The sequence below is a fragment of the Paenibacillus mendelii genome, from assembly GCF_024498075.1.
In the GTDB taxonomy this organism is placed as follows: Bacteria; Bacillota; Bacilli; order Paenibacillales; family Paenibacillaceae; genus Paenibacillus_Z; species Paenibacillus_Z mendelii.
This window is the reverse complement of sequence record NZ_JANHOF010000001.1, coordinates 1443441-1455440: the sequence shown is the minus strand read 5'-3', so window position 1 is coordinate 1455440 and position 12000 is coordinate 1443441. Positions and strand designations below refer to the sequence as shown.

The following is a 12000-nucleotide window of genomic DNA, read 5'->3' as shown; positions in this document are numbered from 1 at the left end:
ACGAAGGAGGATAAGCAGTATGCATTTCGTTTGGGCTTTTATTATCGGGGGAGCCATATGTGTTATTGGTCAGCTCATGTTTGACGTCATGAAGCTGACACCGGCACATACAATGGCGGCACTTGTGGTGGCCGGGGCGATCGTGGATGGCGTGGGCTTATATGAGCCTCTCGTCGATTTTGCCGGCGCAGGAGCTACCGTGCCGATCACCAGCTTCGGCAATGCGCTCGTGCATGGGGCGCTAACCGAATATTACCGGGACGGCTGGATTGGGGTCATCACAGGCATCTTTGATTTGACGAGCGCGGGCATCTCGGCCGCGATCATCTTCTCCTTTCTGGCAGCGCTTGTCGTCAGACCCAAAGGGTGATGGCGGTTAACCTCGATGCGGGAATGAACCGGACTTAGCAATTGGAGAATCCCTCTGTGGGATTCTCCAATTTTTTTTATTAAGTTGTCTGCTGTACGATAGGTTTTATTTTCTGTAAAATACTAGTATGCTGTCATATTTTTATCTTCCGGGAGGTTGTACCATGGAAATTCGTAATGCTAACTATTCGCTATGCAGCGCAATTCGCAGCAATTTGGAACGATGTATCCTGGGAAAAAGGGTCGAAATAGAACGTTTGTTAACAGCACTTCTTGCAGGCGGCCATGTCCTGCTTGAGGATGTACCTGGCACAGGCAAAACACAGCTGGTTAAAGCATTGGCTAAAACAATCGACGGACAGTTTCGGCGGGTGCAGTGCAACCCGGATTTGCTGCCTACAGATATTACGGGCGTCGCGATTTATCACCCTAGAGATGAGACGTTTATTTATCGTCCGGGTCCGGTTATGACGAATTTACTGCTCGTTGACGAGATCAACCGCGCGACGACGAAGACACAGTCGGCGCTGCTCGAAGCGATGGAGGAACGGCATGTCACGGTAGATGGAGATTCTTTTGAGCTTCCGCAGCCGTTTATATTAATCGCAACACAGAATCCGATAGAGTTCGAGGGTACCTATACACTCCCTGAAGCACAGCTTGACCGGTTCATGATGAAGCTCACGCTTGGCTATCCGGACGCATCGACGGAGCGCCAGATGGTCCTCGCCCCGGATTCCACTTCCCCGGCGGACAAGCTGCTGCCGGTCGCGAATATTGAGCAGGTAGCCCAGCTGATGCAAGCGGTCCATCAGGTCCACGTAGACGAAGCGGTCGGCGATTATTTAATTCGCATTGTCCGCGCAACGCGCGAGCACAGCAGCATTCTGCTGGGTGCAAGTCCTCGTGCAGCCATATCATTAATGGCAGCCGCCAAGGCTAATGCTTTTCTTCAGGAACGGGATTACGTCATCCCTGACGATATTAAAGTCTTGATCCAATCGGTCTTATGTCATCGTATGGTTCTGCATACCGAAGCCCGGATGAACGGCTCAACAGCGGAGGATGTTATCGATACGATTGTCCGTCAGACGAGCGTTCCTGTCCGGATGGAGCGATAACGCCTATGTTGACGGCAGACAGAACGATGATGCGTTGGCGGGTCATCGGCATGGTGTATGCCATTTCCCTTCTGTTTCTACTGTTTCAAGGCGGGAAGACATCCTTGATGCTCTTTTGTATTTTTAACGTATTGCTCATCTACCTTGTGCTAGGCAGGTGGAGCGGGATCGGCAGCGTGACCGGGACTAGAAGGCTGTCGCATGGATCTTCGGGAGCAGCTGCATTGGAGAAATCGCTAACGGCCGGGGCGCGGCTCGATGTTCAAGTGACGGTTCATGTACCCGGTATGTGGCCGATCCCCTATGTTCTTGTCCGTGACCGGGTTATACGCCAGAACGGCAGCGAGCTTCCGTTCGAAGCTTCTTTCGTGCCCAGCTACCGGAGATATGGTGAAGTAACGTATACGACGCCGCCGCTGGAGCGGGGCGTGTACCGTTTCGCGCCGACGACATGCTCGACGCGCGATATATTTGGACTGTTTGAGCACACAGGCACATTCGAGCATCCGGAACCATTCAGCGTTTATCCGCAGACGGTGCCCATTCGTCAATGGCATCAGCTGAAGCGCGGCGTAAAAGGTCCTTATTCGACGTCAGCTACACAGCGGGCAGCGAAGGAAACGACCCAAATCAACGGCGTCAGAGAGTATATATATGGTGACCGGCTTTCTCGCATTCATTGGAATGCGACGGCCAGGACGGGGCAGTGGAAATCCAAAGAGTTCGAGCGGGAATCTTTGCCGCGAACGATCTTTGTGCTGGACCGGTACAGCGGTGTCTATGAACGCCAGGAGCAGTTCGAGCTGGCCGTTTCATCTGTGGCTTCCCTAGCCCAATTCGCGTACCGGCGTTCTACCTCAATTGGACTCTTGTCTGTCGGCGATAAGAAAGAAGGCTTCGCTCCTCAGGCGGCTCAGGACCAGCTGGAGCTTATGATGAATCATCTGGTTCGCGTCCAGTCGGATGGCGACACGCCGCTTTATCGAATGCTGCGCCAATCGGAAGCCATGCTGCCCTATGGTTCGTTCGTCGTGATCCTTAGTCCGCAAGGCGGCGAAGAAGCCGTTCGATCGATGGAATGGCTTTCACGCCGAGGCGTTGTTCCCCTGCTCGTTCATATGAAGGGATCGGGGGATCTCATGTACGGGACGGACCGGTCAGGTTCGGAATGGCTCCGTCTGCTGCGCCGCGGAGGGTATACGGTATATTCCATCGGCAGCCTACAGGAGCTTCCTGCAGCGTTGGAAGGAGGGAGTGCATAATGGCAGGACCTCGCACAACCGGCTTTAATTTTCTCGGAGATTGGTATTATAAGCTATCTGCCGTCTATGCCACTCTTTTAGCCATCATATGGATACGATGCCTGTCCGATTATTGGTGGGAAACGACATTTACAATCGTTCATAGCCTTCTGGTCTCATCCGTACTTATTATGATTGTCATTCCATGGAAGAAAATCTCCGTGGGTCTTCAACTCATGGCGATTATTATTATTAACGGCATCTACACGGACTTCCACTGGATTCCGGCCACTTCCGAGATCGATACATGGGCCGAATGGCGGCAGTGGGGGAGTCTTCATATGGAGCAGCTTACCCCTTACATCTGGATCAGCTTGGGGGTATGGCTCGCCGTTCAAGCGGCCGTCATGCTGCGCACGAAGAGAACGGCTATTATTCTTCTTGTTTCAGCGGCGCTGCTGTCCTTGGCTGTGGCGGACTCGCTGTTAACGCCGATTTATTTATGGGAAGAAATCGCAGGTATCGTATTTGTCGGGCTAGGATGGCTGGTAGCCAGCCACTTTGCGAATTTTAAGCAAAAGCATCCGGACAGCTGGCGGCATCTGCTTGAATATCCGCTCAGCTTATTCCTTCCCGTACTGCTCATCATAGCTCTGGTGATGGGAGCCGGCTTGTTCGTGCCGTCCATCGATCCGATTCTGAAGGATCCCTATACAGTCTGGAAGGAATCGCGCGGTGAGGCGGTCCCGTCGTACATCGGCAGCAAGATTGGCACCGAAACCGTCGCTCCCAAGAATGCGGGCGACAGCCGTTCCGGTTACAGCCGCAATGACGAGTCGCTGGGCAACGGCTTTACCTTCGATTATTCACCGGTCATGACGGTGACGACTACTCGGCGGAGTTACTGGCGGGGAGAGACGAAAGCATTATATAACGGAGCCGGCTGGGAAGACAGCAGAGTCGAATTGCGGGAAGAGGCGGTCACGTCAATATCGCCCAATGAGGCGCTGCCTCTTGGAACGGACCGTGCTTCAGTCGAAACGGTTCAGGTGGAACAGACCTTCACGATGATCCGCAAGGATCGTTATCCTGTTTTATTCGGAGCGGGACCGATATCCTCCATTGTCTATATGGGAGCTGTCGACCAGCCTTTTCCGTCGATGAGATGGCTTCCGCAATCTTGGGAGCTTCGGCTGCCGAGGGGTGAATCGGCCGATTATCCGGAAACGTATTCCATCGTGTCGGACACCGCTGTTCTTGACGAGGCGGCGCTTCGCAATATTACGGTTTCGGGAACCGGCGACAGCTTGAATTCTATCTATCTGCAGCTGCCGGATGAGCTTCCGGAACGCGTGCGCACGCTTGCTGCCGACATTACGGCAGAGGCGGGTACGCCTTACGATAAGGTCAAAGCGATTGAAAGCTATCTGCAGACGAATTTCAAGTATAACAATCAACCGGATTTATCTGCCCGCTCAAGCAATGACTTTGTGGATGCTTTTCTGTTCGAGATGCAGGAAGGGTATTGTGATTATTTCTCCACGTCCATGGCTGTCCTGACCCGTTCGATTGGTATTCCCGCTCGCTGGGTAAAGGGATATTCGCCGGGATCCTTGCCGATGGACGCCGAATTTTCTCGTCCGCAGGGCCCGGGCGGCATGGAAATCAATCCAGACGGCGCCGGAACGTATACCGTTCGTAATGCGGATGCGCATTCTTGGGTAGAGGTTTACTTCGAGGGTTATGGATGGCTGCCTTTCGAGCCTACGGCCGGGTTCTCCTTTCCCTACGCCATGCCCAGCGATGAGCCGGTGGCTGTACCTGAGATCGAGTCCGATACGGCTCCGACCAAAACCGAGGTCGAGGAGAAAGGCTTCACGATTCCTGGCTGGACGATCGCTGCGGCAATCGTTGTGCTGCTAGGCGTAGTCGCCGCTTTCCGGTACCGCTCCATCCGGGCTGCCTGGAAACAGTACCGCGACCGCGCAAGAACGGCCAATGAGCGTATCGTGAAAGAGACGGAGCGCTTGATTAAACACTGCCGGCGCAAAGGTCTTGACCGGGCGGAGCACGAGACCGTTCGCGAGACGATGTCCCGGTGGTCAGGGCGATTGACCTTTCTTCAGACCGATTTCCGCGCGATTCAGCTGACGTTCGAGAAGGCGATGTACAGCAGCCAACCGATAACGGAAGATGAAATCGCCCGGTTCGAATCGCATGTGCGTTCGGTTCGGGAGCGATTGACTTAACGAATGAAACCGGAACGGGAGAAATATGGCCCGTTTCCGGTTTTTTTTCTTGAAAGGATCAGAGGATAAAGAAGGAGTGATGCATCTTTTCTTCCGGTTCAGATACAGCCGTTTGCCATGAGACAAGCTTTGCATGGAATTCCCTTTGTATGGTATAGTTTCGATGATAGCGATAGCAGGGGAGTCGAAACCATGTTTGAACGGCTGTTGCCGCATATGCGCGTCAATACCATTTATGATATTGATTTGAATGCCCTCAAAGAGCGCGGCATGAGAGGCATCATTACGGATCTGGATAATACGCTCGTCGGCGCCAAGGAAAAACTGGCCACGCCGGAGCTTGTCGATTGGCTTAACGTTGTACGGGATCTGGGATTTAAAGTCGTCATCGTCTCGAACAATAACAAGACACGTGTGTCTGCGTTTGCGGAGCCGCTCGATATACCTTATATCCATGCAGCCCGCAAGCCGGCTAACAGAGCTTTCCGAGGAGCGCTTACCGTACTCGATTTGCCGGCTGAACAGACAGCTGTCATCGGGGATCAGATGATGACGGATGTATTAGGCGGACGGAGAATGGGACTTCATACGATTCTAGTTAGTCCGATCTCGCCGGGCGACGAAGGTATCATGACTCGTTTCAATCGAAGACTGGAAAAAATCGCCCTATTTCGCCTTCGCAAAAAAGGGCTATGGCCCGAGGAGGATCGCAAGTGACGAAATTGCAACAAGAGCAAGGCGCATGCGCCGGTTGCGGCATTCGGCTGCAGACGGAATCGACGGACAAGCCGGGCTTTATCCCGGCCGCCGCGATAGACAAGGATCCAGCGATATGCCAGCGCTGCTTCCGAATTAAGAACTATAATGAAGCGGCTTCGGTCGCAATCGACCATGACGAGTTCTTGAGGCTGCTCGGCGGCATTGCCGCTACGGACAGTCTTGTTGTGCATATCGTCGATTTATTTGATTTTGAAGGCAGCCTTATATCCGGGTTGCAGCGATTTGTAGGGAACAATCCGGTATTGCTTGTCGTCAATAAGATGGACCTGCTGCCTAAGGGTGCGAACCATAACAGGCTTCGCAATTGGGTTCAGAAACAGGCCAAATCGCAAGGACTTCGTACAGTGGATGTCGTGCTGTGCAGCGCGAAGAAGAACATCGGCTTCGATCGTGTCATTGAAGCACTTGGTGAATACAGAGGCAATCGGGACGTATACGTCGTAGGCGCTACCAACGTGGGCAAGTCAACGCTAATCAATCGGCTCATTCACGATTACAGCGATTTGGAACGTGAGTTGACGACATCTCGTTATCCGGGAACGACGCTGGATGCCGTCCACATTCCGCTGGATGACGGGAATGTGATCATTGATACGCCGGGGATCGTGTATCCGCACCGGATGACCGAAGTCGTACCACGGGGCGTTCTTCAGGCATTGCTGCCGGAGAAAGAGATCAAGCCGCTCGTTTATCAGCTGAACGCCAAACAAACGCTCTTTATCGGAGCACTGGCGCGGTTTGATTTTGTGGAAGGCGACCGGCAGTCCTTTACGCTGTATATTTCGAGCGGGTTGACCGTTCACCGGACGAAGCTGGAGCGGGCAGATGAGCTGTATAACGATCATAAAGGCGAGCTGCTGTCCCCTCCGAACAAGGAGCAGCTGGAGGAAATTCCGGCATGGACCCGTCACCGGCTGACCATTCGCCGGGGAACCGAGACGGATGTGTTCATATCCGGCTTGGGCTGGATTCATGTGAACGGCACGACCGGGGCCTTAGTAGACGTGTATGCGCCGAAGGGTATTCGCGTACTGATGCGCGATGCGCTGATCTAAGCGGACTCACGCTTGATTTAATGGGAGAGTGAACGGATTTGACGGCAAATATGAACGATATACAGCGGCTGCCGCAAGCTGGCAATGCGGTTGACAGCCATACCGTACTGTTCAGTGTAATCGGTGACCCGGTGCGGCATTCCAAGTCGCCGATTATGATGAACCGTGCTTTCCGGGAGCGCGGAATTAACGGGATCTATACCGCCTTCCACGTTCAGGGCGAGCGCTTAGGAGATTTCATAGCCGGTGTTAGGGCGATGGGAATCCGCGGCGTTAATGTCACGATCCCTCATAAGCTCGAGGTCATGCCGTTTCTGGATGTCATCGACGAGAGCGCGCAGGTCATCGGTGCGGTCAATACGATCGTTAACGATAATGGCAAGCTTACGGGCTACAACACGGACGGTCTGGGTTACGTGAGATCGTTGAAGGAAGAGGTAGAGCCGGAGCTTGCAGGGAAGCGTATCCTAATCCTGGGCGCAGGCGGTGCTACACGGGGAATCGTGTACGCTTTGCTGCGTGAAGGCGTATCGGAGATTACGATCTCGAATCGCCGGGTCGAGCGGGCGCAAGAGCTGGCCGATACATTCGGCGGGTCTGCCGATATTCGGGCAATCGGCAGCGATGCCATCCGGGAAGCTTGCGCGAGCGCCGAGATTGTGATTCATACTACACCTGTCGGGATGTATCCGAATGTGGATGAAACGCCGATCGATGCTTCATGGCTGCAGCCGGAAGCGATTGCGAGCGATATTTTGTACAATCCGCTGAAGACCCGTTATCTCGAAGAGGCGGAACGGCGCGGATGCCGGATTCACGGCGGGTTGGGGATGTTTATTTATCAAGGCGCCTATGCCTTCGAATATTGGACCGGGGTACCGGCACCGGTAGAAGCGATGCGTGAAACCGTGCTGGAGGCTTTAGGTCAATAAATCCCTTCGTTCATGGCGAAGAAGCTCATCACAATGATTAGATTCATTTACGAAAGAAGGATGCACGACGATGTTAACAGGGAAACAAAAAAGATATTTGCGCTCAATGGGACACCATTTGCAGCCCATCTTTCAAGTAGGCAAAGGCGGAACGAACGACCATTTGGTTCGTCATGTGACGGAGGCGTTGGAAGTTCGGGAGCTTATTAAAGTATCCGTTCTGAACAACTGCCTCGACGATCCGAAGGAAGTCGGCCAGTGGATTTCGGAGGAAGCCGGCGCCGAGCTTGTACAGGTGATCGGCAAAACGATCATCTTATACAAGGAATCCAAAGAGAACAAGACAATCGAATTACCATAGAAGGTCGGTTGGCAGTTGACTGACAACTGAGCCGTGGTAGACCATACGTCAGCGGTTGCAATTGACTAACAACCGAGCCGTGGTAGACCTCACGTCAGCGGTTGCAGTTGACTTACAACCGAGTCGTGGTAGACCATACGTCAGCGGTTGCAGTTGACTGACAACCTAGCCGTGGTAGATCTCACGTCAGCGGTTGCAGTTGACTGACAACCGAGCCGTGGTAGATCTCACGTCAGCGGTTGCAGTTGAAAGGAGCGTTTCGATGATAAAAGTCGGATTAATGGGTGGCACATTTGACCCGATTCATTATGGGCATTTGCTCGCAGCGGAGACGGCCCGGGAAGCTTGCGGGCTGGACGAGATTTGGTTCGTCCCTTCTTACGTTCCCCCGCTGAAGCCGAATGAACCGGGAGCAGGCGGGGATGTGCGTCTGGAAATGGTCTATCGGGCCATCGATTTTCAGCCGCATTTTCGCGCGATGGATGTTGAACTCGAACGAGGCGGCATCAGCTACTCTATCGATACGGTTATGGAGCTTCAAGCGCTCTATCCCGGCCGTGCTTTTTCTTATATCATCGGGTCAGATCGAGTCAACGATTTGTCCTCATGGCATCGAAGCGAGGAACTCGCCAAGCTTGTCAGCTTTATCGGCGTGGAACGCCCGGGTGAGCCGATCGACCAATCGGGGCTGCCAAGCTATATTCGCGAAAGGCTGACAATCGTTGAGATGCCCCTCATTGAAATTTCTTCAACGGATATCCGAAAGCGGCGCTCTGAAGATCGTTCGATTCGCTTCATGGTCCCAGAGAAAGTATACTCCTTTATAATGAGGAACGGTTTATATGAATCGTAATACGATGATCGAAAGTGTGCGCGCACAGATGCCCGAACGCAGATGGATCCATACCGTTGGCGTTATGGAAACAGCGGTTATACTGGCCAAACGGTTTGGAGCAGACCCTGAAGTCGCGGAAACGGCGGCGATTTTACATGATGTCGCCAAATACTGGCCGACGACCAGAATGGAGCTGATCATTCGAGAGCAAGGGCTCCCGTCTGATTTGCTTGTCTTTGATAAAGAGCTGTGGCATGCGCCCGTCGGCGCTTTCGTGGCCGAACGCGATTATGGCGTGACGGATGTCTCGATATTGGATGCGATCCGCTACCACACATCCGGCCGCGAGCAGATGAAGCTAATGGACAAGATCGTGTGTCTTGCCGATTATATGGAGCCTGGCCGAGATTTCCCTGGCGTACATAAAATTCGCGAATTAGCTGAGCATAATGTGGAGAAAGCGCTCATTGCCGGTTTTGACTCGACGATTTCTTTTTTGCTGGAGCGCGGCAAGAGGATCTATCCACTCACGGTGGCGGCGAGGAATGATTTAATACTAACAGTACGGGAGGCTGAGCAATGACGGTACAATCGGACGAACTTATGCAGCTTGTAGTAGCGGCTGCTGAAGATAAGAAGGCACACCAAATCGTGGCGCTCGACTTAAAGGGAATATCGTTGATAGCTGATTATTTTGTCATTTGTCACGGTAATTCGGATACCCAAGTCCAGTCCATCACAACAGAGATTCGCAAGCAGGCCGAACAAAAAGGTGCCAGAGTGCGCGGAATCGAAGGCATGGACTCCGGCCGTTGGGTACTCATCGATATCGGGGATGTCATCGTGCATGTCTTCCATCGTGATGAGCGTGAATATTACAACATCGAACGTCTATGGTCCGACGCGAAAGTCGTGGAATTCGCATGAGTCTTGTCGCGGGAACGATTGTGACTCTAAGGGTGGCGCGTGAAGTGTCGCCCTATGGTTATTTTTTGACAGACGGTACAGATGAGGTGCTGATGCACTATACGGAGCTTGTAGGCAGTCGTCCGAATCCAGGCGCCGAAGTCGAAGTCTTCTTATTCTTCGATTCGGAGGATCGTATCGCGGCTACCATGAAGCGTCCGCTCATCCAATTGGGCGAGGTCGCCAGGCTCGCAGTGGCAGATATGCATCCGAGAATCGGAGTGTTTCTCGAAATGGGGCTCGGCCGCCAGCTGCTGCTGCCAATGTCGGAGCAGCCGGAATTGAAGTCGCTTCGCCCTCGGCGCGGCGATGAGGTGTTTGTCCGGCTTGAGCATGATAAAATCGGCCGGCTCGTAGCGAAGGTAGCTGCCGAGGAAGATTTCATGAAGCTTGTATTCCCTGCACCTGAATCGTGGCGCAACACATGGGTGGAGGGCTGGGTGACGAAGACTCTTAAGATCGGTTCATTCGTCCTCGTTGACGGCGGCGTTGTCGGGTTCGGTGTATTTGGCTTTATTCCAGCCGAAGAGCGGCTGGAGCCTCTACGGCTGGGTGAGCGCGTTCGCGCCAGAGTGACGTTCATCCGCGAGGACGGCCGTGTTAATCTGTCCATGTCGCCCATTAAAGAAGTCGGACGTGTCGAAGACGCGGATCGGATTCTTGCCTTCCTGCAGGAGCGTCCGGGCGGTGCCATGCCTTATTCGGATGAAACGCAGGCAGATATTATTAAGCAGAAATTCGGAATTAGCAAATCCGCCTTTAAGCGGGCGGTCGGGAAGCTTATGCGCGATGGTCTCGTGACGCAGCAAGGAAGCTGGACACGTCTTGCCGAAGGAAATGCCGCTGATCGCCAAAGCGAAGCTCCGACTAAGGAATAGACGTTTGGAGGGATCAAAGGATGCGAGCGTACCGCCAATTTGCAACCGTATACGATCGGCTGATGGAGGATATGCCTTATCCGGACTGGCTCCGCTTTGCGCGCGAATGCTGGGAGCGGCACGACGACATTCCGGTTACTGTCGCTGATCTGGGCTGCGGTACAGGAAGCGTGTCGATCCCGTTAGCGCACTCCGGGTTTCAGGTGTTCGCCATCGATTTGTCAGCGGACATGCTAACGATCGGACGCAGCAAGTGGGATGAAGGTCAGCGGCGGTCGATCCGTTCGGACGGTGGATCGATTCGCTGGCTTCAACAGGATATGCGCGATTGGGAGCTGCCGGAGCCGGTCGATTCGGTGATATCCTTCTGCGATTGCATCAATTATTTGACTGAACAAGAAGATGTTGAAGCCGCCTTCCGCGCAACCTGGAACGGTTTGAAGCAAGGAGGCATCTTCCTGTTCGATGTCCATGCTCCACGTCAGCTTGAGCGTTATGCGGAGGAGCAGCCGTTCGTGTTGGACGAACGCGATATTGCTTACATCTGGACAAGCGACTACGATGTAGAACGGCTCGAGATCGAGCATCGTCTGACGATATTCGCCCGCGAGGGGGAGCAGCGCGATGCCAGCTTCCGCCGATTTGAAGAGGTTCATGTGCAGCGCGCTTACGATCCTGCTTGGATCAGTGGAGCGCTTAGCAGAGCAGGCTTTGCGAAAGTTGAGCAATTTGCGGACTTTAAGCTTGAATTGCCTGGACCACAAGCGGAACGGATATTTTTCGTGGCGGTGAAATAAGCGGCCATCGCTTGACAGCGGGAATCGGCTTCATTATAATCGAACTAATCATTTTTTTGTAAGGCGTTGATAAGGAGCAGTAGTTTCACGTAGTCAGATTCAGAGAGCCGGCGGTTGGTGCAAGCCGGAGTGACACGTTAACGAACTCGCCTTGGAGCCGCATGCCCAGTCGACCAAGCTGGATCAGCCGGTCGTGAAGCATGCCGTATCTCCCGCGTTAAGGGTGTCGAGTGAGCGGATGCAAAGCATGTTTTCCGCTAACTAGGGTGGTACCACGGGAATTAATACCTCTCGTCCCTAGCGTTTGTCGCTGGGGATGGGAGGTTTTTTTATGCCCATTTCTGAAATGGGGACCCTTGCAAGTTACGAAACTGCATGAAACAAAGCATATGCTTACGAAGCAAGTTTTGTTGCGT

At 53.4% G+C, this 12000-nt stretch carries 13 protein-coding genes and 1 other annotated feature; all 13 genes read left to right on the top strand.

Annotated elements, in window-relative coordinates:
• Nucleotides 1-19 precede the first annotated feature (19 nt).
• The 13 genes from spoVAE to NNL21_RS06610 all read left to right on the top strand — a co-directional run bounded on the left by spoVAE (nucleotide 20) and on the right by NNL21_RS06610 (nucleotide 11584).
• Nucleotides 20-370: a stage V sporulation protein AE gene (gene spoVAE, locus NNL21_RS06670; RefSeq protein WP_204816610.1), complete on the top strand. Its 351-nt coding sequence runs from the start codon at nucleotides 20-22 to the stop codon at nucleotides 368-370.
• A gap of 163 nt (nucleotides 371-533) precedes the next feature.
• A complete protein-coding gene (locus NNL21_RS06665; protein WP_204816609.1) occupies nucleotides 534-1490 on the top strand; it encodes an AAA family ATPase in 957 nt (318 codons plus the stop codon).
• A 5-nt stretch (nucleotides 1491-1495) separates the two neighbouring features.
• Nucleotides 1496-2752, top strand: coding sequence for a DUF58 domain-containing protein (locus NNL21_RS06660; RefSeq protein WP_204816608.1), 1257 nt, complete (start codon nucleotides 1496-1498; stop codon nucleotides 2750-2752).
• Nucleotides 2752-4980 (top strand): DUF4129 domain-containing transglutaminase family protein, encoded by a 2229-nt coding sequence (locus tag NNL21_RS06655; RefSeq protein WP_204816607.1) that lies wholly within the window; start codon nucleotides 2752-2754, stop codon nucleotides 4978-4980. Before NNL21_RS06660 ends, NNL21_RS06655 begins: the two co-directional genes overlap by 1 nt.
• Nucleotides 4981-5097: 117 nt before the next feature.
• The gene (locus NNL21_RS06650) at nucleotides 5098-5697 is read left to right on the top strand and encodes a YqeG family HAD IIIA-type phosphatase (RefSeq protein WP_373567526.1); all 600 of its coding nucleotides are present in this window, start codon (nucleotides 5098-5100) and stop codon (nucleotides 5695-5697) included.
• Nucleotides 5694-6815 carry a ribosome biogenesis GTPase YqeH gene (gene yqeH / locus NNL21_RS06645; RefSeq protein WP_373567525.1) on the top strand — a complete coding sequence of 374 codons (1122 nt, stop codon included), beginning with the start codon at nucleotides 5694-5696 and terminating at the stop codon, nucleotides 6813-6815. Before NNL21_RS06650 ends, yqeH begins: the two co-directional genes overlap by 4 nt.
• 50 nt (nucleotides 6816-6865) lie before the next feature.
• Nucleotides 6866-7747 (top strand): shikimate dehydrogenase, encoded by an 882-nt coding sequence (locus NNL21_RS06640; RefSeq protein WP_204816819.1) that lies wholly within the window; start codon nucleotides 6866-6868, stop codon nucleotides 7745-7747.
• A gap of 70 nt (nucleotides 7748-7817) precedes the next feature.
• Complete coding sequence (yhbY, locus tag NNL21_RS06635) at nucleotides 7818-8108, top strand: ribosome assembly RNA-binding protein YhbY (RefSeq protein ID WP_204816604.1); 291 nt, start codon at nucleotides 7818-7820, stop codon at nucleotides 8106-8108.
• Between the two features lie 262 nt (nucleotides 8109-8370).
• The gene (nadD, locus tag NNL21_RS06630; RefSeq protein WP_204816603.1) at nucleotides 8371-8961 is read left to right on the top strand and encodes a nicotinate-nucleotide adenylyltransferase; all 591 of its coding nucleotides are present in this window, start codon (nucleotides 8371-8373) and stop codon (nucleotides 8959-8961) included.
• Nucleotides 8951-9526 (top strand): bis(5'-nucleosyl)-tetraphosphatase (symmetrical) YqeK, encoded by a 576-nt coding sequence (yqeK, locus tag NNL21_RS06625; RefSeq protein ID WP_204816602.1) that lies wholly within the window; start codon nucleotides 8951-8953, stop codon nucleotides 9524-9526. Before nadD ends, yqeK begins: the two co-directional genes overlap by 11 nt.
• Nucleotides 9523-9870, top strand: a complete 348-nt coding sequence (gene rsfS / locus NNL21_RS06620) for a ribosome silencing factor (protein WP_204816601.1) — start codon at nucleotides 9523-9525, stop codon at nucleotides 9868-9870. The genes yqeK and rsfS overlap by 4 nt, the downstream gene beginning before the upstream one ends.
• Nucleotides 9867-10787: a CvfB family protein gene (locus tag NNL21_RS06615; protein ID WP_204816600.1), complete on the top strand. Its 921-nt coding sequence runs from the start codon at nucleotides 9867-9869 to the stop codon at nucleotides 10785-10787. The genes rsfS and NNL21_RS06615 overlap by 4 nt, the downstream gene beginning before the upstream one ends.
• 20 nt (nucleotides 10788-10807) lie before the next feature.
• Nucleotides 10808-11584: a class I SAM-dependent DNA methyltransferase gene (locus NNL21_RS06610; RefSeq protein ID WP_204816599.1), complete on the top strand. Its 777-nt coding sequence runs from the start codon at nucleotides 10808-10810 to the stop codon at nucleotides 11582-11584.
• Between the two features lie 57 nt (nucleotides 11585-11641).
• Nucleotides 11642-11886 (top strand) — a binding site (T-box leader).
• Nucleotides 11887-12000 lie beyond the last annotated feature (114 nt).